Annotated in this window: 21 protein-coding genes and 1 tRNA gene; 8 read left to right on the forward strand and 14 right to left on the reverse strand. The window is 68.0% G+C overall.

Features of this window, described 5'->3' with window-relative positions; genetic code table 11:
- The 12 genes from KBY97_RS01870 to KBY97_RS01925 all read right to left on the reverse strand — a co-directional run.
- The coding region (locus KBY97_RS01870) for an IS5 family transposase (RefSeq protein WP_255144977.1) at window positions 1-912 on the reverse strand (912 nt) is incomplete at its 3' end.
- Window positions 913-1148: 236 nt separating this feature from the next.
- Entirely contained in the window at window positions 1149-4925 is a 3777-nt protein-coding gene (locus KBY97_RS01875) for an FG-GAP-like repeat-containing protein (RefSeq protein WP_255144978.1), read from the reverse strand.
- A 784-nt stretch (window positions 4926-5709) separates the two neighbouring features.
- Entirely contained in the window at window positions 5710-7812 is a 2103-nt protein-coding gene (locus KBY97_RS01880) for a tetratricopeptide repeat protein (protein WP_255144979.1), read from the reverse strand.
- On the reverse strand, window positions 7809-9293 hold the full coding sequence (locus KBY97_RS14700; protein ID WP_255144980.1) for a glycosyltransferase: 1485 nt from the start codon (window positions 9291-9293) through the stop codon (window positions 7809-7811). The genes KBY97_RS01880 and KBY97_RS14700 overlap by 4 nt, the downstream gene beginning before the upstream one ends.
- 13 nt (window positions 9294-9306) lie before the next feature.
- Entirely contained in the window at window positions 9307-10767 is a 1461-nt protein-coding gene (gatA, locus tag KBY97_RS01890; protein ID WP_255144982.1) for an Asp-tRNA(Asn)/Glu-tRNA(Gln) amidotransferase subunit GatA, read from the reverse strand.
- 30 nt (window positions 10768-10797) lie between these two features.
- Window positions 10798-11046 carry a DUF1816 domain-containing protein gene (locus KBY97_RS01895; protein ID WP_255144983.1) on the reverse strand — a complete coding sequence of 83 codons (249 nt, stop codon included), beginning with the start codon at window positions 11044-11046 and terminating at the stop codon, window positions 10798-10800.
- Window positions 11047-11128: 82 nt separating this feature from the next.
- The gene (gene rlmB, locus KBY97_RS01900) at window positions 11129-13393 is read right to left on the reverse strand and encodes a 23S rRNA (guanosine(2251)-2'-O)-methyltransferase RlmB (protein WP_255144984.1); all 2265 of its coding nucleotides are present in this window, start codon (window positions 13391-13393) and stop codon (window positions 11129-11131) included.
- Between the two features lie 18 nt (window positions 13394-13411).
- Window positions 13412-13792 carry a ribonuclease III domain-containing protein gene (locus KBY97_RS01905; protein WP_255145242.1) on the reverse strand — a complete coding sequence of 127 codons (381 nt, stop codon included), beginning with the start codon at window positions 13790-13792 and terminating at the stop codon, window positions 13412-13414.
- A gap of 22 nt (window positions 13793-13814) precedes the next feature.
- Window positions 13815-14165 carry an STAS domain-containing protein gene (locus tag KBY97_RS01910; RefSeq protein WP_255145243.1) on the reverse strand — a complete coding sequence of 117 codons (351 nt, stop codon included), beginning with the start codon at window positions 14163-14165 and terminating at the stop codon, window positions 13815-13817.
- A 113-nt stretch (window positions 14166-14278) separates the two neighbouring features.
- Entirely contained in the window at window positions 14279-15415 is a 1137-nt protein-coding gene (gene carA / locus KBY97_RS01915; protein WP_255144985.1) for a glutamine-hydrolyzing carbamoyl-phosphate synthase small subunit, read from the reverse strand.
- Complete coding sequence (trpD, locus tag KBY97_RS01920) at window positions 15412-16476, reverse strand: anthranilate phosphoribosyltransferase (RefSeq protein ID WP_255144986.1); 1065 nt, start codon at window positions 16474-16476, stop codon at window positions 15412-15414. Before trpD ends, carA begins: the two co-directional genes overlap by 4 nt.
- A 176-nt stretch (window positions 16477-16652) precedes the next feature.
- Window positions 16653-16988: a DUF3288 family protein gene (locus KBY97_RS01925; protein WP_255144987.1), complete on the reverse strand. Its 336-nt coding sequence runs from the start codon at window positions 16986-16988 to the stop codon at window positions 16653-16655.
- On the opposite strand from KBY97_RS01925, the gene KBY97_RS01930 reads away from it, so the two are divergent.
- The 8 genes from KBY97_RS01930 (at window position 16975) to KBY97_RS01965 (ending at window position 21213) form a co-directional block, all read left to right on the forward strand.
- On the forward strand, window positions 16975-17145 hold the full coding sequence (locus KBY97_RS01930; protein ID WP_255144989.1) for a hypothetical protein: 171 nt from the start codon (window positions 16975-16977) through the stop codon (window positions 17143-17145). The genes KBY97_RS01925 and KBY97_RS01930 overlap by 14 nt on opposite strands.
- A 24-nt stretch (window positions 17146-17169) precedes the next feature.
- Window positions 17170-18918: an ABC transporter ATP-binding protein gene (locus KBY97_RS01935; protein ID WP_255144991.1), complete on the forward strand. Its 1749-nt coding sequence runs from the start codon at window positions 17170-17172 to the stop codon at window positions 18916-18918.
- Window positions 18919-19042: 124 nt separating this feature from the next.
- Entirely contained in the window at window positions 19043-19306 is a 264-nt protein-coding gene (locus KBY97_RS01940; protein ID WP_255144993.1) for a hypothetical protein, read from the forward strand.
- Between the two features lie 25 nt (window positions 19307-19331).
- Window positions 19332-20090, forward strand: coding sequence for a peptide-methionine (S)-S-oxide reductase MsrA (gene msrA / locus KBY97_RS01945; protein WP_261356239.1), 759 nt, complete (start codon window positions 19332-19334; stop codon window positions 20088-20090).
- 193 nt (window positions 20091-20283) lie between these two features.
- Entirely contained in the window at window positions 20284-20544 is a 261-nt protein-coding gene (locus tag KBY97_RS01950; protein ID WP_255144994.1) for an MliC family protein, read from the forward strand.
- A 5-nt stretch (window positions 20545-20549) separates the two neighbouring features.
- Entirely contained in the window at window positions 20550-20750 is a 201-nt protein-coding gene (locus KBY97_RS01955; RefSeq protein WP_255144996.1) for a hypothetical protein, read from the forward strand.
- 2 nt (window positions 20751-20752) lie between these two features.
- A complete protein-coding gene (locus tag KBY97_RS01960) occupies window positions 20753-21124 on the forward strand; it encodes a hypothetical protein (protein ID WP_255144998.1) in 372 nt (123 codons plus the stop codon).
- Window positions 21125-21139: 15 nt separating this feature from the next.
- Window positions 21140-21213, forward strand: a tRNA-Pro gene (locus KBY97_RS01965).
- Between the two features lie 162 nt (window positions 21214-21375).
- Here KBY97_RS01965 and KBY97_RS01970 read toward each other — a convergent pair.
- Both KBY97_RS01970 and corA read right to left on the reverse strand, forming a co-directional pair.
- Entirely contained in the window at window positions 21376-22329 is a 954-nt protein-coding gene (locus tag KBY97_RS01970) for a CHAD domain-containing protein (RefSeq protein ID WP_255144999.1), read from the reverse strand.
- 61 nt (window positions 22330-22390) lie between these two features.
- A complete protein-coding gene (corA, locus tag KBY97_RS01975) occupies window positions 22391-23494 on the reverse strand; it encodes a magnesium/cobalt transporter CorA (protein WP_255145001.1) in 1104 nt (367 codons plus the stop codon).
- Window positions 23495-23664 lie beyond the last annotated feature (170 nt).

A 23664-nucleotide genomic window follows, 5' to 3' on the forward strand; every position in this document is an offset into this window, starting at 1 on the left:
TAGGCGAGTCTTCTGAAATCCGAACTGCTGCTTGATCACGCGGAATGGGTGCTCACCCTTGGCACGGATATGAGCCTTGGCTGTCTCAACAAGATCATCCAGTCGCCCCTCGGCTGTATCGGGCAAGGCGCGCCTTTTCCCGGGTCGCATGGCAATGCGAAAGGTGGTGCTCTTGCCTTCCATTTCAGGGCGCTTCTCGATGCCTTGGTAACCGGCAACTGCTTCGCAGAAGCCTGCGGCCACGGCGTAGACCACCTCCTCATCACCATGGAGCAGCTCGGCTGCTGCCGTGAGGTCGTGCACATTGGCGGCGGTGGTCTCCACAGAGTGGATGAGGCCGGAGTCCTTGTCGACGCCAATGTGGACTTTCATCCCGTAGTACCACTGGTTGCCCTTCTTGGTCTGGTGCATCTCTGGATCTCGCTCCCCAGCCTTGTTCTTGGTGGAGCTGGGAGCCGAGATCAAGGTGGCATCGATGATCGTTCCCTGCTTCATGGCCATGCCGCGGTCCCTGAGATGGGCTTTCACCGCCTGAAAGATCTGCTCGCCCAGGTTGTGCTTCTCCAGCAGGTGCCGAAATGCAAGGATCGTGGTCTCATCCGGGATGCGTTCGCTGACCATGTCGATGCCAGCAAAGCGCCGCATCGTTGGCACCTCGATCAGGGCATCCTCCATCGCTGGATCACTGAGTGAATACCACTGCTGCATCAGGTGGATACGCAGCATGGTGGCAAGCGGATAGGCCGGACGGCCGCCCTTGGAGCTGGTTTTCGGGTAGTAGGGCTCGATCAGATCGATGAGCGCCTTCCAGGGCACAACCGCCTCCATCTCAGAGAGAAAACGCTCACGTTTGGTGCGCTTTTTGGCTGTGGACTGCTCGTAGTCCCCGAATCCAAGCTGCTTTCCACCCATGAACCCAATCCTTACCTGCGATCACAAGGCCATTGTCCCGTGAATAGGCTGACTTTTCCAGAGTCTCCCTAGAAGTTTTTTGGCTCATCGTCCTTGTCTTCAGGCACAGCGTTACGTTGCTTGTGTCGCAGCTCCATGGATCCCTTGGATCGTTAGCTCCCAAACTGGGGAGCTGCTGAGTGGCTCTAAAGATTCATTTCCAGGCCTGCTGGTGAGGGTGGTGACCATGCCTGCACTCAGGTCACCGTGAAGCTGGCACTGGTGAGCGCCAGGCCCGGTGAGAGGACGGCAAAGGCGATGGCAGCTGCCACGCCATTGCCATCGGCGTCGTAGGCGAGCAGGCCGGTGGCGTTGTTGTAGAGCAAGCGGTGGTCACTGCTGGTTGCAGCAGCACCAATGAAGAAGGCCGAGGCGGCTAGCGGGCCAGGCGTGGGCAGGGCGGTGAACACCGCGTTCGCCAGTTCGATCGTGTCCCCCTGAGCGAGCGAGAAATCGGTGATCACATCGCGGTTGGTGGCGGCGTTGAGGGCCGACGCGAAGCGGAAACAATCAGCTCCGGCGCCACCGATGAGGGTGTCGTTGGCGGCGCCGCCGGTCAGGGTGTCGTTGCCCGATCCGGCGTTGATGAACACGGGGCCGAGGGTGAAGGCGCTGGCGTTGAAGCGATTGGCGCCGGAGTAGCCGATCAGCTGGGCCTGGTCGATGTCCTGGAGGCTGTCAGTACCCAGGCCGGTGAGTTGGCTGTCGGTGAGGGTGAAGTCGGCATCGCCGGCGGCGCGCACGCGGTCGTTGCCGGTGGCACGGCCAATGAGGATGTCGTCGCCGCCCTGGCCTTCGTAGATGACGAGGGCGCCGGTGAAGCCGGAGCCGTCCAGGGTGTTGGCACCGGGGCCGCCGATCAGGTGGGCTTCTTCGATGCCGTCGAAGCTGTCGGTGCCCAGGCCGCTCAACTGGTTGGCGCTCAGGGTGAAATCGGTGTCGCCGCGCCCGACGATGCGGTCGCGGCCGGCCCCGCCGCTGAGGAGGTCATCGCCAGGGCCGCCCTCAAGGTGGTCGTTTCCGTGGCCACCACGGAGCGTGTCGTTACCGCTCTCGCCCCTGAGGAAGACGCTGCCCATGGTGAAGGCGGAGGCATCCAGGGTGTTGGCACTGGCCCCGCCGATCAACTCAGCCTGGTCGATGTGCTGGAGGCTGTCGGTGCCTTGGCCGGTGAGTTGGCTGTCGGTGAGGGTGAAGTCGACATCGCCGCGGGCGCGCACCCGATCGAGGCCGCTGGTGCGGCCGATCAGGGTGTCGTCGCCACCGCCGCCTTCCAGGATGGTCAGGACGCCGGTGAAAGCGGAGACATCCAGGGTGTTGGCGCCCGCCCCCCCGATGAGGGTGGCGGCGTCGATGCTAATCAAGGTGTCGACGCCAGCACCGCGCAACTGGCTGTCGGTGAGGGTGAAGTCGCTGTTGGCTTGGCCGCGCACCCAGTCGTAGGCGACCCCGCCGACAAGGGTGTCGTTCCCGCCTCGGCCATCAAGGACGGTGAGGTTCCCGGTGAAGCCAGCGACATCCAGACGGTTGTTGCCTTGCCCGCCGATGAGGTAGGCGATGTCCATGCTGGTGAAGGTGTCCGTTCCGTTACCGATCAACTGGGTGGCGCTCAGGGTGAAGTCGGTGTCGCCGCTTTCGACGATGGCGTCGCAGCCGACCCCGCCCGTGAAGGTGTCGTTTCCCAGCCCACCGGTGAAGCGATTGGCATAGAAGCCCCAGTGCCAGGTGCCGGCCTCCCGGGGGCCGATCAGGTGGTCGTCGCCTGCACCGCCGCTGAGGGCAACGGCCCCGCGGGTGAAGGCGCTGGCATCGAGGGTGTTGTTACCAGATCCGCCGCTGAGGCTGGCCCGTTCGATGCTGATGAGGGTATCTGTCCCTAATCCCGTCAGTTGACTATCGCTGAGGGTGAAGTTGACATCCCCTTGTTCCTGAATCTCATCGATGCCATCGCCGCCGCTGAGGGTGTCGTTACCTGCACCGCCGCTGAGGGTGTCGTCTCCGCCCAACCCGTTGAGCACATCGTTGCCAGAGGTTCCTGAGAGGAGGTCATCCCCTGGGCTTCCTACCTGTTCAAAGTTGTCGCTGAGGTTGACTTTGATGGCTGCGGTATCGGATAGTCCCCCGCTATCGGTGACTTCCACGGTCAGGTTGAAGGTTGGTGTGGTCTCGAAGTCGAGGTCACCGCTGTCATTGACGGTAATTTCCCCAGTTGTACTGTCGATGGCATAAGCGAGATTGCTGTCGCCATCGGGGTTGCTGTTGCCCGCAGTAATGACGTAGGTGAGCGTGTCTCCTGCGTCAATATCGGTGGCGGTGACGGTGCCTACGGAGGTGCTGTTGGGACTGTTCTCAGGTAGGGTGAAGGTTGCGTCCTGGGCTTCTGGAGATTCGTTGCCCGGTTCATCCACGTTGGTGAGGGTGATGGTGACGGGTGCGGCAGCGGTCACACCGCTGGTATCGGTTGCCGTGACTTGGAGGGTAAATTGAGGGGTTGTTTCGTAGTCGAGGTCGCCGCTGTCGTTGACGGTGATGGCTCCGGTGGTTGGGTTGATCGCGAAGGCGAGGTGGCTGTCGCCGTCGGGGTCACTGTTGCCCGCCGTGATCGCAAAGCTCAAAGGAGCATCCCCGCTGGCAATCACGGTGCCGACGAGGGTGTTGGCTGAGCGATTCTCAGCCAAAGTGAAGGAGGCGGGGTTCACAGTGATTCCGCCCGTGTTCCAGAGGATTTGGATCGTGTCATCGCTGCGTGACACAGCGACGTCATCCCAACCGTCCTGGTCGAAGTCATCCACGGTGACGCTCCAGGGTGCCGCGCTCAGGACGGTGGAAAGGGCCGCGCTGAATCGGCCGCTGCCATCGTTGAGGAGCAGGTCCACCGATTTCGTAGAGGAGGAGGCGACCACCAGGTCGGTGTCACCATCCCGGTCCATGTCCGCCGCGGCGAGATAGCCGTCGATCCCGCTGGCGTTGTATGTAGCCGTCGTCGGGAAAGCGCCATTGCCATCCCCATAGAGGATGTCGACGCGGGTATCAAACCCGCCGCGCACAGCGATGTCCTGGTGGCCATCGGCATTGAAGTCTGCGGTAACGACGTACTGACGGTGGAAAGGAGGCGTTCCTGGGTTGGGTTTGCCGTCGGGGAAAAAGGTGCCTCCCACCTGATGAAGTGCGCCGCGTCCGTTCGCGTCGTTCACGAAGACGAGCACGCCGGTGAAGAGAGAGCCAACGACGACATCTGGAGCTCCGTCTTCATTGAAGTCGGCCAGATCGAAGTACTGTGGGTTCTGGCCCGCCCGATCGGAGTCGGAGACCGAGAAGCTCCCATCCGCGGCTTGTGTGAGGACGTCCACCGACCATCTGCCATTGTTGTGTCCCACCACGACATCCGGCCGGCCATCGCCGTTGAAGTCAGCAATACCCGCGAACATCGGGTTGGCGCCGCTGGACATGATGATTCCGTTGCCGACCGGCCAGGGGGCGAAGCTGCCGTCACCAAGGCCCCGGTAGAGCTGGATATTGCGCCCTGTGTAGTGGCCGCCGTAGATGGGAACGACCAGGTCGAGGTTGCCGTCCAGGTCCAGGTCGCCAAGGGCGATGGAGGTGGCGCCGATGTTCTGGGAGACAGGCCACCAGGACTCCGAGAGCACCGCCTCAGGGGCGAACGACTGGTCGCCGTTGTTGAGGTACACACCAGCGGTACGAAAGCCGTGGGCGGCGGCGATATCGGGGAATCCGTCGTTGTTGAGGTCGCCAGTGACGAGGCGAGTTGTTCTGTTGCCTGGAGAGCTGTGATCGGCAGCCATCGGGGTGCCGGGGAGGAACCAATCTTGCAACGACGCGCCGGCGACAAGGCCACCGCCAAGGGGGTTCATCCCCACGGGATCCCCATGGCTTGCTGCCTCACTGGTGCGTTCGATCTCACCGGCGAGTGATTGGGGTACAGCGGATTCGGCGTTGATTGTTGTGAATGTCATGACATGATCCCTCGATTGGCCGGCTGTAGTAAAGGCGGAGATCTCGCTCCACGGAGAGATGCCAATCAGTAGAGAGGTGAACTCTGTGGCTCTCCAAAGCAATGAAGCAAGTGCTCTAGACGGCTGCTGCTGTAGATAGCTGCTGTCGTAGAGGTCTGCTGCCGTAGTGAAAATGAATCCTTCGTTCATCTCCACTATGCGCCGATCACCTGTCTCTTCGCTCAGCAGGACTCATTTCTTCGTGACTGCTGAGCCCGCTGAAGGCCAGTGCTCAGACGATTCACCTCCATCTCCTGAATGTCTACGGGTAAATGCCGCCATCCAAGGTGATGATGTCCACCACGTTGGTGAAGACACTGCCTCGGAGTGCAACGAGACGCCGCTGTCGAAAGGTTGACCGGACCAGGCGAAGCAGCGCTGTCGATCGTGGCCATGCCATGCCATGCCTTGGCTTGCCCTGCCTTGGTGGTCGGCCGGGCGAAGCGGTTGGGTGCTGCTGCCTGTGGGCCAGGGGCTCGGCCTGTGCGTTTTTCAACCGCAATCAGGCGCTTCACCTTCGCTCCGTTCTGCTTCAGTGCGTTCTCGCCGCTCAGCTTTAGCAGGCCTTCTCAGCGGGGCTGGGCGCTCCGGTTCTGGGGGGCACCGGCAGCTTGCCCAGTTGAGGCTTGCTGATGGCTATCCGGGTTGGGCGGCATCGACCAGACAGGCTGCACCACCTAGCCGGCGCCTCCAGTTCCAGGAGAGACGTGGGTCTGTGACATGACCCCCCCCTTCCGTCCGCTTTTCACCCTTCCGGAATCATTTCCACCTCCACCCGCTTGATCCCCCCCGCAACCTGTTCCACCTGCTCCAGGATCACCGCCTCAAAGTTCCTCACCCACGCATCCGTCTGAAACAACGGCAGCTCCTGCTGCTGTTCCGTGAGGTGGCGCCGCAACCGGGCCAGTGCTGCGGGATCGCGGCCCAGGGCCACCGCCTTCTGCACGTAGGCCTGCGGCGTGGGGGTGATCAGTTCGTCCAGCCCCACGGCGGCCAGCAGGCTGGCACCCATGCGGGAGGGGAAGCTCTGCCCCGGGCAGGTGAGCAGCGGCAGCCCGGCCCGCAGCGCCGTCACGGCCGTGGCGCCGGCGCCGTAGGCCGCGGTGTCGAGAAACAGATCGGCCAGGGCGCAGCAGGCGCTGAAGCGGGCGCCATCCATCAGCTCCCCGAACACCAGCCGTTCTGGCGCAATGCCAGCGGCCGCCGCCCGTTGCCGCAGGCGCTGCCGCACCAGCGGGCGCTCCAGCAGCAGCCACAGCACCGACCCCGGCACCTGCCGCAGGATCTCCAGCCACTGGTCGAAACGGTCGGGATCCAACTTCTCGGCCCGGTGGAAGCAGGCGAACACCACGCCCTGCTCCGGTAAGCCCAGCTCCCGCCGACTGACCCCGGCGCCCGGCAGGCGGGCTGCTTCACTGCCGAGCCCCGGCGGCGGCGGCGAGCTCACGAACGCCCAGGGCAGCCGCAGCACCCGTTCGCTGTAGCCGCGCTCCAGCTCCGGGGGAATCAACCAGTGGTCGGCGATCAGGCCATCGATCCAGCTGGCGCCCAGGGTTCCCGGGTAGCCCAGATACAGCAGCTGCAACGGCGCGGGCCGCAGCGCCAGCACCACCGGCCGGCTGTGGTGGGTGTGGCCCATCAGATCGATCAGCACATCGATCTGGTCGTTGCGGATCCGCTCGGCGATCTGCCCGTTGCTCCAGCCGAACACCTCGGTGTAGTGGTCCACCCCGGCCTGCACGGAGGCGGTGTGGGTGTCATGGCGATCGGCCAGGGCATAGGCGAACACCTCGATGCGCTCGCGGTTGTGGTGGGCGAACAGGCCGTGGATCAGGGAGCCCATGGCGTGATCGCGGAAATCCGCGGAGAGGTAGCCGAGCCGCAGGCGCCTTGGTTGCCCCTTTGCCAATGCCGCGGCCAGCTGCGTCGGCGCGGCGGGCCCGCCCGGCAGCGGCGGCAGCGGCGGCAGCGAGGCTAGCGACCGGGTGCAGGTCTCGCTGAAACGCGTGGCCACCTGCCGCTGCAGCTCCAGCGGCAAGGGAAAGCACAGCAGCCGCAGCGGCGTCAGCGGGGCGCCGCCGGGATGCTCGACATGGGCCGCCAGCCGGCGTTGCAGGCGTTGCAGGCGGTCGTGATGGCGCTCCCAGTCGCACAGCGTCAGGCGCGCGGATTGCAGATGCAGCAGCACATCATTGGCAGCCGGATCGAGGCGCAGCGCTTCGAGGTAGGCCTCGATCGCACCCTCCACATCGCCCAGGGCCTCGCGCGCCTGCCCCAGCTGAAACAACGCCGCCGCCTGGGGTGGCGCACAACGCTGCAGCCGCTCGAAACAGCGGCGCGCCACCTCGAACTGGGCCTGGCCCAGCCGCAGCACGCCCAGGGTGTAGAGCCCGCTGGCATGGTTCCGGTTCGCGCTGAGCAAGGCCCGCAGCGCCTGCTCTCCCGGCTCCACCCGGTCGCTGCGGATCAGCTGATCGGCCACCTGGGCCAGGTTGTCGGCGGCCTGCTGGAAGCCTGGATCGAGGCTGAGCGCCTGGCGGTAGCAGCCGCTGGCCCCCTCCAGATCCCCCTGCAGCTGTAGCAGCACGCCCCGGTTGGTGTGGGCGGCCGTGAGCTGGGGGTTCAGTTCCAAGGCCCGCTCGAGCAACTGCAGGGCTTCTTCGGCACGGCCCAGGCGGTGGCACACGTTGGCCAGCTGCACCAGCGCGGCAGTGTGGGCCGGCGCCTCTTGCAGCAACTGGCGGTACAGAGCCTCGGCCTCCCCCCAGCGCTGGGCCCGCTCCAAGCCGCGGGCTGCCTGGAAGGTCCCGCGCAGGCGGACGGCTCCTGCCCCTTCGTTGCTGGTCATGGCGTGGCCGTAGCAGCAGTCGTGGCGCCAGCGTCCGCATCCGCCGGGGGATTGAGCTGGGCCGCCAGCTGGGCGTAGTGCTCGGCGGCCTGGCGGTGCAGGCGGGCCAGGCCCCGCACCGGCCGCGACAGCAACGGATCCAGCGCCGCCGCCTGCTCGAAGGCCGCCTGCGCCTGCCGCGCCCGCCCCTGGCGCCAGTGGCACAGCCCCAGAAAGGTGGGGGCGTAGGGGTCGCCAGGGTCGAGCTGCGCCGCCGCCTGGAAGGCCGCTTCCGCCCGGGGCAGATCGCCGGCCTGCAGCGCGTCCACACCGGCGGCCCGCTGCTGGTCGGCCGGGCTGTCGAGATCGAGGCGGTGCAGGTGATCGCCGCAGCGGCGCAGCCCGGGCAGGCTTTCCAGCCGGCGGGCACCCGCCTGGCGCAGCAGCTCCGGCAGCGGCTCCTGCGCGGCGGGGAAGCGGGCCTGCACGTCGCGGTAGAAGGCCACCCGGGCGCTGGCGTGATCATCGAGGCGGCGGTGGCGGGCCACTTGGGCGTAGGCGGCGGCGGCCACGCGCTGGCGCAGTGGCGGATCACTCACCAAGCGGTCGAGCACCGCCCGCAGCTTCTGGGCATCGGCGAACAGGAAGCCTTCGACGCCATCGGCCACGGCGGTGTAGGGATCGAGCCGCTGCAGCACCGGCACCACCCCATGGGCGGCGTACTCCAGGAACTTCACGTCGGAGCGGCAGCGGTTGTACTCGGTCGGCAGCAGCGGCGCCAGGCCGATGTCGATCCCCTGCAGCCAGCGGAGGTAGTGCTCCAGGGAGCCGGCGCAGTGGAAGCGGAACCGCTCGGCCGGCGCCGCCTCGAACAGCACTGCCAGCGCCGGATCGGCCATGATCTCCAGCCGCGCGCCGGGGGTGGCCTGCAGCCACTGGCACAGCACCGGCGCCACGCTGGCCAGGTCCTGCAGATGGCCCACGGAGCCGCCCCAGCCCACCACCACGCCCTCGCCTGTGGGGGCGCCAGCCCTTGGCTGCCGCGGTGGGGGCAGCGATGCCAGCTGGTTGGGGAACACCGCCAGCCGCGGCGCCAGCGGCGCCAGGTGCTCGGCCAGCGCCGCGGAGGTGACCTGGGTGGCGGCGCAGCGGCGGATCAGTTGCCGGAACAGGTGCAGCCCGCGCTCATCTGACCAGGAGCGGTGGGCGGGATTCCAGCTCTGCACATCCGGCAGGTAATCGTTCACCTCGCAGATGGTGGCCTTGCCGAGCAGGCGCCGCTGGTGGATCAGCCGCAGCACCTCCACGTCCATGGTCATGGTGAGCACCAGCACATCGGCGGCCAGCGCTGCCGCATCGCGGTGGCGGGCCAGCGGATGCACTTCCACCACGTCCACGCCGGGCTGGCGCGCCAGCGCCGCCGCCGGCTCGTGCTGCCGGTAGACGTTGTCGCCGATGGCGCCGAAGCTGCCCACCTGAACGATGCGCAGCGGGCCGGGCACCGTCACTGCCGGCTCAGGCCACCAGTGCCGCCTCGGGGCGGTTGTCCATCACGCGCGCCGCCTGTTCGTAGTGGTGGGCCACCTGCAGCAGGCGCTCTTCCTGCAGCACGCCGGTGATCAGCTGCAGACCGATCGGCAGGCCGTCGGCGTCGAAGCCGCAGGGAACCGAGATCGCCGGCAGGCCCGCCATGTTGGCCGGAATCGTGAGCAGGTCGGCCAGGTACATCGCCAGCGGGTCGTCGGCGTGGGCGCCGAAGCGGAAGGCGGTGGTGGGGGAGGTGGGGGTGAGCAGCACGTCCACCCGGCCGAAGGCGGCGTCGAAGTCGCGGCGGATCAACGTGCGCACCTGCTGGGCCTTTTTGTAGAAGGCGTCCACGTAGCCGGCTGAGAGGGCGTAGGTGCCGATCAGGATGCGGCGCTGCACCTCGTCGCCGAAGCCCTCGGCGCGGCTGCGGGCGGTCATCTCCGCCAGGCTGCCGGCCTGCTCGGAGCGGAAGCCGTATTTCACGCCGTCGTAGCGGGCCAGGTTGGCGGAAGCCTCCGACGGGGCGATCACGTAATAGGTGGCGATGCCGTCGTTGAAGCGGGGGCAGCTCACCTCCACCAGCTCGCAGCCGAGGGCCTCCAGCTGGGCGGCGGCCGCCAGCACCGAGGCCTTCACCTGGGGATCCAGCCCCTCCTGCTCAAAGCATTCGCGCACGAGGCCCACGCGCAGGCCGGCGATGGGTTGCCGCAGCGCGGCCCGGTAATCCGGCACGGGGGCCTGCAGGCAGGTGCTGTCACGGGGGTCGGCGCCGGCGATCACCTGCAGCAGTTCGGCGGCATCGGCCACGCTGGTGCTGAACGGACCCACCTGATCGAGGGAGCTAGCGAAGGCCACCAGCCCCCAGCGGCTCACCCGGCCGTAGGTGGGCTTGAGCCCCACCACGCCGCAGAAGGCGGCGGGCTGCCGGATCGACCCGCCGGTGTCGGAGCCGAGGGCCGCCATCGCTTCGCCGGCGGCCACCGATGCCGCGCTGCCGCCGGAGCTGCCGCCGGGCACCCGTGCCGGGTCCCAGGGGTTGCGGCTCGGCCCGAAGGCGGAGGTTTCCGTCGAGCTGCCCATGGCGAACTCGTCGAGGTTCGTTTTGCCCAGCAGCACCGCGCCGGCCTGCCACAGCCGCTCGGTGACGGTGGATTCGTACGGCGGCACGAAGTGCTCCAGCATGCGGCTGGAGCAGGTGGTGGTGATGCCCTTGGTGCAGAGGTTGTCCTTGATCGCGAGGGGGATGCCGGCCAGGGGCGGCAATTCCTCACCGGCGGCACGGGCCGCATCGATGCGGTCGGCATCGGCGCGGGCCCGTGCGGTGGTCACCTCCAGATAGGCATGCACGGTGGCATCCACCGCGTCGATGCGGGCCAGGTGGTGATCGGTGAGCTCACGGGCGGAGACGTCTCCGCTCTGCAGCCGCTCACGCCATTCGGCGATCCCCATCCCAAGCCCATCGGTGCTGGAGGGACGCTATCAGCCGGGCTCCTGGACGTCGGTGAGGGGTTCGCCCCGGTGGGTGCGCAGGATTTCGTGGCTCAGCCCGCCGGGCGCCTCCGCCTGCAGATCGGCAAGAAAGTGCTGGAGTTCCACTTCCAATTCTTGGCGCCGCATGAACGGGCCGAACCAATAGATGACGTGGGGATCGTGGGTTTCAACCCGGGCCCACCATGCCATCCCCAGACCGTTCGCCAGGCTGCGCAAAGGCCGGATCAGGGCGTCCATTCAGGCTTTTCGTACCGACCCATTGTGCCCTCGCGTGGGGCCATCCTTACCCGTTTTGCCCGAATGGTGTGCACCGTCGGACTCAGAGCTGAATGTCCCCCTGAAAGCCCGTGGGGCTTGCCGGCGAGAGCCCCAGGGTGAGCTCCAGAGGCGCTGGGGCAGGCTCCGCGGCTGCGGCCGCTTCGCTGCTGGTTTCTGGCTCCTCGCTGGCTGTGGACTCGCTGGGGACCGCGTTCGCTGCGGGCTCGTTGTGGATCACATCCGTGCCGGGCTCGGTCTGGGTGGCGGGATCCGCTGCTTCTGCTTGCTCCACCGGCTCCGGTTCGCCAGCGGCGAAGGACTCGCCCGCAGCCAGTGCGTCCTCCATCACCAGCTCCGCTGCAACAAGCAACTCCCCTTCAGCGGCGAGGAGCTCCCCCTCAACGATGAGCAACTCGTCTTCAACGACGAGGAGCTCCTTTTCAACGGCCAGCAACTCCTCTTCCACAACGAGCAGCTCCTCAACGGCCAGCAGCCCACCCAGCGGCTGTTGCTCTTCAACGGCCAACAGCTCCCCATCCGCTGAAACGTCAGCGTCCAGGTCGTCCAGGTCGTCTAGGTCGTCCAGGTCGTCCAGGTCGTCCAAGGTGTCTAGGCCGTCAACAACCGCTGACGTTTGTTCAACCGCCGTTGGGGCGGCCTCGGCTGCGGCTGCAGTGGTTTCGGCTGCGGCTGCGGCTGCGGCGTTGCTGGCTGCCGCCTTGCTCGGCAGTTGCGGACGCACGATGCGGGGGGCCGGGGCATTGCCGGTGATCGCCTGCATCCAGCCGCGGCGGGCCACCTCATAGAGCAGCAGGGCCGTGGCCACTGAGGCGTTCAGGCTGGGCGTGGCGCCCCGCAGGGGAATGCGGATCAGCTGATCGCAGTGCTTGCGGGTGAGCATCGAAAGCCCCTGGCTCTCGGAGCCGGTAACCACCACCAGCGGGCCGTCGAGATCGGCTTCGGTGAGGCTGACCGTGCCTTCCTCGGCCAGGCCCACCACCCGGTAGCCCTCCTCCTTGAGTTGCTCCAGTGAACGGTTCAGGTTCACCACCCGGGCCACGGGCAGGTGCTCCAAGGCGCCGGCGGCCACCTTGGCCACCGAGCCGGTGAGGCCGGCATTGCGACGTTGCGGCAGCACCAGGCCATGGGCGCCGAGGGCTTCGGCGCTGCGCACGATCGCGCCAAGGTTGTGGGGATCGGTGAGCCCGTCCACGGCCATCAGCAGGGGCGGTTCGCCGATGCCGCGGCAGCCGTCGATCAAGGTGCCGAGATCGAGGGTTTCAGCGGCTGCGGCCTGCAGCACGATCCCCTGGTGCACCGCTCCACCGGTGAGCTGGCCCAGGCGGGCCCAGGTGACTTCCTCCACCAGCACCCCACCAGATTTGGCCTCCCGCAGCAGTTGCAGAAAGCGGGGGGCGAAGCGCAGCTCGGGGGTGCACCAGATGCGATGAATCGGCCGGTCGCCCTCCAGGGCGGCCTGGGCGGGATGGCGCCCCCAGATCAGATCATCGGCCGGTTCGGCGCCGAAGCGTTCCGATTCGCCCGTTGCGGGCGGCTCGCTGGCACCACGGTCACGGTCCACGAACAGCCCGCCGGAAGCGCTGGGGCCATCGGGCCGGGGAGCCGAGAACGGCGGCTTGCGGAAGGGCGGCCGGCCCGTGGGGCGGCCGCCGAAGGAAGGGCGGCCGCCGAAAGAGGAACGGCCACCAAAGGAGGGACGGCCCTCCGGTCTGCGATCGCCGAACCGGCGCTCACTGAACGGGCGTCCGCCGCTGGGTCGCTCGCCGCCAGGCCGATCGCCGGAGGGGCGCTCGCCAGAGGGGCGATCACCGGCCGGGCGATCAGCGGGAGGCCGCTCACCACCGGGGCGTTCACCACCAGGCCGCTCACCGAAGCGACGCTCGCCGCCGGCGCGATCCTCCGTGCCACGGCGGGGGGCGAAGCGGGCACCACCGCCTGCCCCGAAGCGCGCTCCGCCGCCCCCAAATCGGGCGCCGCCACCGCCAAAGCGGGCGCCGCTGCCGGTGCCACCGCCCTCGGCCGGGGGAGCCCCCGCCTCCGGCCGGCGGCCGGCGGGGCGGGAACTGATCACCCGGGCCGGACGGCCTTCGCCGCCGGGCCGCTGGACGCGGTCGCGGCGCTGCTTGCGATAGTCCTCACCGCCGCGTTCGGGGGTTTCGCGCCCGTCACGCTCCGGCGCCGGACCGCGGCGCTCAGGCCGCCCCTCGCCAGGACGGGAAGGCCGCGCGCCGCGCGGGCCTGCGCCGGGCCGACTACTGCCCCCGCCTGCGCCATTGGGCCGGCGGCGCTCGAAACGTTGGTTCATGGGTACGGAGGCAAGGGGTCAGGGGTCGGTCTGTTCCAGATGATCCAGCAGCTGGGCGAGCCGTCCGGGATTCCGTAAAAAGAGCCAGCCCACCATTGTCTCAAACCCTGTGGCCTGTCCGTAGCGTCCCGCATCTCCCCGGCGAGGCCCGCGGCCCGCCCGGTTTCGGCCACGCCGCACCCATTCCCGCTCCTCGGGCTCCAGCAGCGGGTCGAGCCGTTCCAAGGCCCGCGCCTGGGCATCGGCGCGCACTTCCTCCACGACCGCCTTGTGCAGGGCATCGCTGCGGCCGGGGCTGCGGCAATGGCGCAGGCGTTGATGCAGTTCCCACACCGCATCGCCGAGCCAGGCCAGTTGCAGGGGGCCCAGCGCCTCGGCTTCCGCCGGTTGCAGGCCCATCAGCCAGCGCACGGCCTCGAAATCAGGCGGTGGCAAGGGCACTCAGTGCCGTTTCCAGATCGGGCTGCAGGTGCAGGAAGCTTTCCAGGCGCACCAGTTTCACGGTCTGGATGACGCGGGCGTTGCCCACCACCACGAACTGGAGGCCGGCATCGGTGCACTGCTTGGCCAGTTGCACCAGCACACCAAGACCGGAGGAGTCGATGAAATCGATGTGGGTGAGATCAAGCAGGAGGGGCAGCTTGCTGCTGGCCATCTGTTCGGTGATGAACTCCTTGAACTGCTTGTCGGAATAGGCGTCGAGCTGGCCGGTGAAACTGCACAGCAGGCAGTTCTCGCGACGCTCAGATCCGCCCCGTAAGGAAACGGTCAGTCGTTGCAGTTCTGGAATCGCCCCAGCCCTCGATGCGAAACGCGACCGAAGTGTAGTGAGCGCTGGCAAGGCCTAGACCGCTCGCACACAAAAACCGAAAACCCGCCGGTCGATCAGGCGCGGCGTTCGGCCATCAGGGCCACGAAGCGGCCGAAGTGGTGGTCGGCGTCGTGGGGGCCAGGACTGGCTTCAGGGTGGTACTGCACCCCGAACACGGGCCGGTGGCGATGCCGCAGGGCCGCCACCGTGTGGTCGTTGAGGTTGGTGTGGGTGATCTCCACCTGCGCCGCATCCAGCGAGGCGGCCGCCAGGGCGAAGCCGTGGTTCTGGCTGGTGATCTCCACCAGCCCATTGCCGCCGCAGGGATGGTTGAGGCCGCGGTGGCCGTAGCTGAGCTTGTAGGTGCTGCCCCCGAGGGCCAGCCCCAGGATCTGATGGCCCAGGCAGATGCCGAACACCGGCAGGCTGGGTTGCTCGATCAGCCCGGCCGCCAGCTGGATGCCGCTCTGCACGGCGGCTGGATCCCCGGGCCCGTTGGAGAGGAACACCCCCTCCGGCGTATGGGCCAGCACCTCGTCGAGGCTGGCGCCCGCCGGCAGCACAGTAATCGTGCAGCCGTGGGCGCTGAGGCGCTCCAGGATCGCCCGCTTGATGCCGAAGTCGATCGCCACCACCCGGTAGGGCTCGGCCGGTGCCGCCTGCTGGCGCTGATCAAAGCCGGCGCCACAGAGCTGCTGCCACACGTAGCTGGTGGGGGTGCTCACGGTTTCCGCCAGGTTCAGGCCCTCCATCGAGGGGCTCCGGCGCACCTGCTCCAGCAGGGCGGCGGCGGCGGTGCCATCGCTGCTGATGGCACCGTTCATGGCACCCCGCTCCCGCAGGTGGCGCACCAGGGCGCGGGTGTCCACGCCCGCGATGCCCACCACGCCGTGCTGCGCCAGCCAGTCGGCCAGCAGGCCTTCGCAGCGCCAGCTGCTGGCCACTGGCGCCAGCTGGCGGGCGATCACGCCGCGCACCTGCGGGGTGTCGGCCTCGCGGTCGTCGGCGTTGACGCCGGTGTTGCCGAGCTCCGGGTAGGTGAAGGTGACCAGCTGGCCCGCGTAGCTGGGGTCGGTGATCACCTCCTGATAGCCGGTCATGCCGGTGTTGAACACCACTTCACCGATGGTGGTGCCCACTGCGCCGAAGGCCGTGCCCCGCAGCACGGTGCCATCGGCGAGCACGAGCAGGGCGGCGGAGGGGGCGGTCAAGGGGCGGGGGCGGCGCTGGTCTGATCATCCTCCTGCGCCAAGGCGGCGCGCAGGCCCTCCAGCCGCTGCCACGGGGCCGGGCCTGCCAGCGCCGCCAGCGCCTGCGCCAGACCGTCTTCCACGCTCTCGGCCCTGGCGGCGGCCCAGAGCACCAGCGCCGTGTTCAGCGCCACCACGTCACGCTGGGCGCTGCTGCCTTCCCCCTGCAGCACCGCCGCCAGGATCCGCTGGTTGGTGGCCACATCGCCGCCGGCCAGCGCCTCGACCGGCGCCGCGGCCAGGCCCAGGGCGGTGGGATCGAGGCTGAGCGAGCGGATCTGCCCCTGCTCCACCAGCCGCAGCTCGCTCGGGCCCGATAGCGAGGCCTCATCGAGACCGCCATGGCCGTGCACCACCACCGCCCGCTCCAGGCCGAGGCGGCAGAGGGCATCGGCCATCGGATCGAGCAGGTCGGCGCGGGCCACGCCCAGCACCTGGGCTTCCGGCCGCAACGGATTCACCAGCGGGCCGAGCAGGTTGAACACCGTGCGAACGCCCAGGCGGCGCCGGATCGGTGCCAGCCCCACCAGGGCCGGATGCCAGCCGGGCGCAAACAGAAAGGTGACCCCGCTCCGCGGCAATGCCCCCACCACGGTGGCGGCCGGGGCTTTCAGGTTGAGCCCGAGGGCCTCCAGCACATCGGCGGAGCCCACCTTGCCGCTGGCGCTGCGGTTGCCGTGCTTGGCCACGGTGGCGCCACAGGCCGCTGCCACGAAGGCCACGGCCGTGGAGATGTTGAAGCTGTCGGCCCCGTCTCCGCCGGTGCCGCAGGTGTCCACCAGGGGAAGAGCGGGGCGGGGGCAGGGCAGGGGCGCCGCCTCGCGCAGCACCGCGGCCATGGCGGCCAGTTCCCCGCCGCTGACCCCCTTGCTGCGCAGGGCCGCCAGCAGAGCACCGGTGAGCTCCGGTTCGATCGCCGCAGCGATCCAGCCCTCCATCAGGGCGGTGGCATCGGCATCGGCGAGCGGCTGGCCCTGCAGCAGGGTTTCGAGCAGCTGGGGCCAGGAAGGGGTGGAGCGCATCGAGCAGGAAGAGTGGTGTCCTGGGTGCGGGGGATGGAGGCCCGGCCAGAAAAAAAGCCCGGGTGCAGGGCACGCCGGGCCAGGTGATGGGGACCTTCCCACTATCACCCGAGAAGGGAGAATTCGCTGATCAACGGAGCACACTGCATCGATTTCTGGTGCTCCCGTTCTGGCGCTCAGGGCGTTTCCTGCGCGGCGGTGTCGAAACCGCTGCCCACCGCCTGGCCCTCGGCGGCCGCGATCGGGCCGGGGCGGTAGCCGCCCTCCCACAAGGCGCGCGTGCGGCGGTGCAGCTCCTCGCGGCTGAGGCCCCAGTGGGCCAGGGTTTTGGCGAGATCGGCGCGCAGATCTTCGGCGCCGGGAAAGCCGTCGTAGCGGTTCAGCAGGCGGGCCAGATCCACCAGCTGGCCGTCACCGGGCTGGTCGCTGGCCAGCAGGCCATCCACCACTTGCCGGTCGGTGCCATACAAAGGATGCGACTGGCTCTCGGGTGACGGCTTGGGCGGTGGCATGGGCGGGCTGGGGGCGGAGCTGTGTGAGGCCTTGCGGCCGGGGTGCGGCCGGGGTGCGGCCGGGGTGCGGCGCGTGGGTGCGCCGGTGCGGGGTGCTGATCCCCGCGAGGCCCGGCTGGAAGGCCTGCCACTCTCGCCCGGCTGGCGCGATCCGTAGGTTGGAGCCATTCCACCCTCCGCCATGGCCGCCATTCGCCTCGGTCTGATCTGGCGCTATCTGCGTCCCCACCGGCGGGTGCTGCTCGGCGGTGTGCTGGCCCTGGTGGTGGTGAACCTGCTGAGCGTCACCATCCCGCTGATGGTGCGCGGCATCATCGACGACCTGCAGGACGGCTTAACCGTGTCCTACGTGCTGCGGCAGGCCGGCTGGATCGTGCTGCTGGCCTCACTGATGGGGGTGGCCCGTCTGGTTTCACGCCTGCTGGTGTTCGGCGTGGGGCGCCAGGTGGAGGCCAGCCTGCGCCAGCGGGTGTTCGATCACATGCTGCGGCAGGAACCCGGCTGGGTGCAGACCACCGGCAGCGGCGAGGTGATCAGCCGCTCCACCAGCGACGTGGAGAACGTGCGGCGCCTGCTCGGTTTCGCCGTGCTCAGCCTCACCAACACCGCCCTCGCCTACGCACTCACCCTGCCGGCGATGCTGATGATCGACCCCCTGCTCACCCTGGCGGCGGTGGGTCTTTATCCGTTGATGCTGATGGTGGTGCGCCTGTTCGGTGGCCGCATGATGCGGCAGCAGCGGCGCCAGCAGGAGTACCTGGCCAGCCTCAGCGACCTGATTCAGGAAGATCTCTCCGGCATCAGCGCCATCAAGATCTACGGCCAGGAGGCCCACGAGCAGGCGGCCTTCGGCGAACGCAACGGCCGCTACCGCGACTCCGCCCTCGCCCTCTCCCGCACCCGCAGCACCCTGTTCCCTCTTCTGGAGGGCATTTCCTCGATCAGCCTGCTGCTGCTGCTGGCGATCGGCAGCGGCCAGCTGGAGAGCGGCCGGCTCAGCATCGGCAACCTGGTGGCCCTGATCCTGTTCGTGGAGCGGCTGGTGTTCCCCACCGCCCTGCTCGGCTTCACCCTCAACACCTTCCAGACCGGCCAGGTGAGCCTCGAACGGGTGGAGGAGTTGCTCGGCCGCCGGCCTCGCGTGGAATCCCCGGCCGAGCCGGTGCCGCCCGCCCGGGAGCGCCAGGGGGCTGTCGAGGCGCGCGGCCTCACGATCCGCTACGAGGAGTCTCACCGCGAAGCCCTGCGGGACGTGAGCTTCCGCATCGCCCCCGGCGAACTGGTGGCGGTGGTGGGGCCGGTGGGCTGCGGCAAAACCACGCTGGCCCGGGCCCTGGGCCGCATGGCGGAAGTGCCGGCCGGGCAGCTCTTCATTGATGGTGTCGATGTCACGGCCCTGTCGTTGGCGGATCTGCGGGCCCAGGTGGCCCTTGTGCCCCAGGAGGGCTACCTGTTCACCGCCACCCTCGCCGACAACCTCCGCTACGGCGACCCCGACGCCAGCCTCGAGCAGGTGGAGGACGCGGCCCGCGAGGCGCGGCTGGAAGGCGACATCCGCGGCTTCCCCGATGGCTACGGCACGTTGGTGGGGGAGCGGGGCATCACCTTGAGCGGCGGCCAGCGCCAGCGGGCGGCGCTGGGCCGGGCGCTGTTGGTGGATTGTCCCCTGCTCGTGCTCGACGACGCCCTCGCCAGCGTGGACAACAACACGGCGGCGGCGATTCTGCATTCCATCCGCGCCCAGCACGGTCGCACGATCGTGATGATCAGCCACCAGCTTTCGGCCGCCGCCGCCTGTGATCGCGTGCTGGTGCTGGAAGACGGGCGCCTGGTGCAGCAGGGCCACCACGAGGAGCTGCTGGCTGTGCCCGGCACCTACCGGCGCCTGTGGGAACGGCAGCAGGCGGAAGTTCAGCTGCAGCTGGCCTGACCCAAGACGTTCAGCTCCAGCTGGCCTGAACCAAAACGAGTTGTTGAACGGAGCAGACATCCAGCGCTGGGGCGGCTTAGCTGGGGGCCGGGATCTCCCGGCTGCCAACCGTTCCCCCGTTGTCATGGATCCCCTCAAGGGCTACAACCTGCGCTGCACCCTCACCTTCGGCGACATCTACGGGCAGGTGCTGGCGTGGATGGTGGTGATTTTCGTGAGCCTGGCGGCGGGGCTGGCGCTGATGGGCTCCAGCAAGCCGATCTTCGCCCTGGTGGGCGTGGGGGTGATCCTGGTGCTGTCCCTGCCGTTCCTGCTGTTTGCGTTCACCACCACGCTGCTGAACCACATCGCCCTGCAACCGGCGGCGGACACCGAAACCCCTACCTAGGCTCGTTTCAGCTTCCAGCGATCCGTTGTTCGGACTCTTCACGACCGGCACCAGCAGCCCCAAGCAGCGGATCGTTTCCGCCAGCGAAGCCTTGCCCGGCCGCGCCACACCGATCCCCACGGCCGACAAGCACGTGGTGCTGGGCACGCCGCTGCAGGCCCCGCTGCAGGCCCATGAACAGGAGGCCAGCTTCGGCTGCGGCTGCTTCTGGGGCGCGGAAAAGGGCTTCTGGCGCCTGCCCGGCGTGGTGAGCACGGCCGTGGGCTACGCCGCTGGCCACACCCCCAACCCCACCTACGAGGAGGTGTGCTCCGGCCGCACCGCCCACACCGAGGTTGTGCGGGTGGTGTGGGACACACGGCGGGTCGATTTCGCTGACCTGCTCAAGCTGTTCTGGGAATGCCACGACCCCACCCAGGGCCTGGCCCAGGGCAACGACACCGGCAGCCAGTACCGCTCGGCCCTTCTCTGCACCACGCCAGAGCAGCTGGCCATGGCCGAGGCCAGCCGCCGGCGCTACCAGGAGCAGCTCAGCGCCGCCGGCTTCCCGGCGATCACCACCGAGATCCTGATCCACAAACCCTTTTATTTCGCTGAAACCCACCACCAGCAGTACCTGGCCCGCCCCGGCAGCCGCCCCTACTGCTCCGCCCGCCCCAGCGGTGTGCGGCTCACCGCCTTTGCCGGTGCCAACTTTCTGCTGGCGCCTGAGGTCTGGGCGCAGTACGACTGGTCGGTGCAGCACTGTGTGCTCCGCAGCTCGAACGAGCCGATCCGCCTCTGAATCCAGCTCCTGACCCGCCTCTGAATCCAGCACCTGCTCAGGTTTGAGCGGCCCGGCTACCGCCCATACTCACCCGCTTCCTTACTGGTTCCCCCCGATGACGACCGGCCCCGCTGCCAGATCCGCTGCCAGCCTTCTGGCCGCCGGCCTCTGCGCCACCATTGGGGTCCCGTGGTCGGCGCCGGCTCTGGCGATGAGCTCTCCTTGGTGGGAGCACTACGAAATCCGTGAGAGTTTTCTCTGCCGCGATCAGCGGCGCCTTGTGGTGGAGCGCAACGACGCCCAGGCCTCGCTGATCAGCGGTGGGTCCCGCGCCACCTTGTTCCGGGAAACCTCGCCGCTGCCGGGCGTGCGCTACGGCAACGACAACCTGCGGCTGATCCTCAGAGGGGATGAGCTCACCGTGGAACGGCTGCCGCAGCGCTTCTCCTGTTTCCGCACCGATCAGGCCTGATACCGATGGGTTCCCTCTCTGACCGCACGGTGATCGTGACCCTGCTCTGCACCCTGGGGCTGGTGTTTGCCCTGGTGTTCTGGTTCGGCAAGCTCAACCCGCCCCGGGAGGCTCCGCTGCTGTGGAAGGAGGCGCCGCCGTCGCGCAACACTCCGCGCCCCGGGCTGCAGCCCCGTACCCCCCGGGCCACTGACACCGTGCTCTGAGCGTGTTCGAGTCCCCAAACGAGCCCGAGTCGCAGGGCAAGCGCAAGCTCCACCCCCTCCCCCGCGGCCTGGTGGAGCTCTATGGGCTCCTCGCCGTGTTGTTCGTGCTCGTGCCGGAGTGGATGGCGGGAGGGGCGCTGCTGGGGCTGCCTGGAGGCACGACCGGAGACCCGTTGCCGGTGCGGGCCAGCGCCTGGCGGCGTGTGCCGGAGCTGCGGCTCGCCTCCCTGTCCCTGGCGCAACTCCGCCACACAGCGCGCCGGTTGCGGCTGTGGGGCTATGCCGGCGCCCGCCGCGATCAGCTCAGTGCCCGGGTGCTGCGGCGGCTCAAACGCACCAAGCATTGGGAGCGTTGGCTGCCACCGGAGCTGTGATAGCTTCCATCTCGCCGGGGCGTAGCGCAGCTTGGTAGCGCACCACTTTGGGGTAGTGGGGGTCGTGGGTTCAAATCCCGCCGCTCCGATCGGTCCACCTCCGTTCTGCCACTGAACCAGCCTTCGGGCTCACAAGCGTCAGCAACGATTGTTGTTCAGCCGGCCTCCAGGCCGGCTTTTTTATGGCAAGGCGGCCTTTTCGATGGCAAGACGACGGGTTTCCTTGGCGCAGCAGCCAGCGATCGCTCTGCCTAGGCCAGAGTCAGGCGGCTGGCCTCCAGCAACGTGCCCTGGAGCTCCTGCCGGGCGGCGTCGCTGTGCAACGTGCCCGCCAGGGCCCGCCAGTGCTGCCACTGCTGCTCCTGCTCCTGGGCGATCTCCGCCTCCAGCCCCGGCAGGCTGATCTCCGGCTGGCCCGGCCGCTGCTGATCGCACAACCCCTCGGTGAGGACCTGCAGGTCGTGCAGTTCACCCAGGTGATCCTGGGCCTGGCGCAGCAGGGCGATCCAGCGGCTCAACGCCGGCCCCACCAGCTCTTCGAGCGGCTCGAGGGTGTAGCGCAGGGCCTTGAGGCGCTTGCGCAGTTCGTGCAGGGCCGGGTCGAGGGGATCGGTGGCATACCAGCCGCCATGCAGGAACAGGCTGGCGGAGGCCGAGGCCTGCCATTCGAGCAGCCAGCTGCGCAACGGCTGCTCCCCCAGCGGGGTGAAGCGCGGCTGAAGTTGCCAGTGGTGCAGACGTGCCAGCAACTTCAGGTAGGGGCCGCTGCGCAGCGCCTCCTCCAGCCCCTCAAACGCCAGCCGCCGCTCACGCTTCAACCGCTTCAGCACCGGCCGCAGGGCTTTCTGCTCCGCCGCCGGCAGCAGCGGCATCAAGCTGCCGTGCAGGCGTTGCTGCAGCACGTCGAGGTCGCGGGTGAGGCCGGTGTGGCGGGCCACCTTGGCGATGCGCCGGTCGCTGATCGTGTCGGGCAGCACCAGGGCGGGAGCGAACTGCTGCAGCACCGTGCGCAGGCGCCGCAGGCTCACACGCAACTGATGCAGGGGCTCGGGATCTTGATCGGCGAGCACTTCCGGCTGCAGCTTCCCCAGCCGGCGGGTCTGGCGCTGAATCAGCAGGGCGGCATGGGCGCCGCTGCTGCCTGCCGCCTGCGCTCCGCCGGCGTCGCCGCTGGCGTGTTCGTCGCTGGTGATGGGTGTGTCCATCTGTCTATCTGTCCATCGCGGTGTCCGTCACAGTGCCCAGCACAGGGAGGGAGCCTCCTTGTCAACGCCGGCCGGTTGTCCAATCCTGAAACCAGCCGCGGCGCCACAGCCAGTAGGTTTGCACCGCGGCGATCAGCAGCATGAACACCAAAGCAGCAGCGTAGCCGTAGTGCCATTCCAGCTCTGGCATGTTGGTGAAGTTCATGCCATAGATTCCGGCGATGAAGGTGAGTGGGGCAAAGATCGTTGACACGATGGTGAGTGTTTTCATCACCTGGTTCATGCGGTTGCTGATGCTCGCCATGTAGGCCTCGGTCACGGAGTCACATTGGCGTCGCAGTAGTTCACAGGCTTCGAAAATCAGTCCCACCCGTTGTTCCATGTCCTGGAAACCATGCAGTGCATCAGGACCCAGCAGGCGTTGGTTCTGGCGCAACAGCACCATGATCTGGTGACGCAGGGGCCACACCTGGCCGCGGATGTCACGCAGAGTGTTGCGGGCCCTGTAGGCACGGTTGAGCAAGGTGGGTTTCGGGCGCATCAACGCCGCTTCTTCCAATTGCTCCAATAATTCGGAAAGTTGTTCCAACAACGGAAACAAGGCATCCAGCAGTTCGTCGATCAGAAAGTGAAGGATGTCGTCGAGATCTTCCTTGGCAGGAACTGGATCAAGGCACGACAGCCACTGGGTGAGCTCCGGAAAGGAGCTCGGCTTGGGAACTTCCTCAATGCTGATCAACAGCGTGGGCAGCAGCAGCAACCCCACCTGCTCGCCGATCAGGCGGTCGGGGGTGTCGGCAAAGCTCAGGCGATGCAGCACGGCCAGCACCATGTCGCCGGAGGAATCGACACGCGGCCGTTGGGGCAGATCCAGCAACGGGGTCTGAAAGTGCGCCGGCACGCCAAGTTGGTCGAGCACCGAGCGGATCAGTGCCTGGTTGCCCATGCCCTGCACCCGCACCCACAGGGGCAGGCCGCGCTCCAGCAAGGCGTTCAGCTCTTCAAGTTGCAGGCCCTCGAGTTCTTCCAGACCGGAGGGGTGAAAACACAGCACCGAGAGCCGGGTGGGCGCCCTGCCGCCATGGATGAACAACTGGCTGGGGATCTCACCAGGCCGTTCACCCAGGCGTCTGGAACGCAGCCGGCCTGGATCGAGTCGGGTCATCCCTGCGTTCTAGCGGTCGTGGTGCCACCCGGGAATGGGGCGGGTGGCATCAGCAGTTGCTCCAGCCCCACCCCAGTGGTGAGCACAGCTGCCTGAATCAGCAGACACCAGCCGACCTGCGCGCGGCGTTCCCAGAGCAAACCGATCATCGGAGCAGCGCAAGGGTTGGC

The organism is Synechococcus sp. ATX 2A4, assembly GCF_024346375.1.
Classification (GTDB): Bacteria; Cyanobacteriota; Cyanobacteriia; order PCC-6307; family Cyanobiaceae; genus MW101C3.

Coding starts and splice junctions, on each gene's coding strand:
- KBY97_RS01950 (WP_255144994.1), top strand. CDS start 20,284: ATGAGCTCTCCTTGGTGGGAGCACTACGAAATCCGTGAGAGTTTTCTC.
- KBY97_RS01970 (WP_255144999.1), bottom strand. CDS start 22,329: ATGGACACACCCATCACCAGCGACGAACACGCCAGCGGCGACGCCGGC.
- KBY97_RS01905 (WP_255145242.1), bottom strand. CDS start 13,792: ATGGGCCTGCAACCGGCGGAAGCCGAGGCGCTGGGCCCCCTGCAACTG.
- KBY97_RS01940 (WP_255144993.1), top strand. CDS start 19,043: ATGGATCCCCTCAAGGGCTACAACCTGCGCTGCACCCTCACCTTCGGC.
- KBY97_RS01955 (WP_255144996.1), top strand. CDS start 20,550: ATGGGTTCCCTCTCTGACCGCACGGTGATCGTGACCCTGCTCTGCACC.
- corA (WP_255145001.1), bottom strand. CDS start 23,494: ATGACCCGACTCGATCCAGGCCGGCTGCGTTCCAGACGCCTGGGTGAA.
- KBY97_RS01925 (WP_255144987.1), bottom strand. CDS start 16,988: ATGCCACCGCCCAAGCCGTCACCCGAGAGCCAGTCGCATCCTTTGTAT.
- KBY97_RS01895 (WP_255144983.1), bottom strand. CDS start 11,046: ATGGACGCCCTGATCCGGCCTTTGCGCAGCCTGGCGAACGGTCTGGGG.
- KBY97_RS01880 (WP_255144979.1), bottom strand. CDS start 7,812: ATGACCAGCAACGAAGGGGCAGGAGCCGTCCGCCTGCGCGGGACCTTC.
- rlmB (WP_255144984.1), bottom strand. CDS start 13,393: ATGAACCAACGTTTCGAGCGCCGCCGGCCCAATGGCGCAGGCGGGGGC.
- gatA (WP_255144982.1), bottom strand. CDS start 10,767: ATGGGGATCGCCGAATGGCGTGAGCGGCTGCAGAGCGGAGACGTCTCC.
- trpD (WP_255144986.1), bottom strand. CDS start 16,476: ATGCGCTCCACCCCTTCCTGGCCCCAGCTGCTCGAAACCCTGCTGCAG.
- KBY97_RS01875 (WP_255144978.1), bottom strand. CDS start 4,925: ATGACATTCACAACAATCAACGCCGAATCCGCTGTACCCCAATCACTC.
- KBY97_RS01935 (WP_255144991.1), top strand. CDS start 17,170: ATGGCCGCCATTCGCCTCGGTCTGATCTGGCGCTATCTGCGTCCCCAC.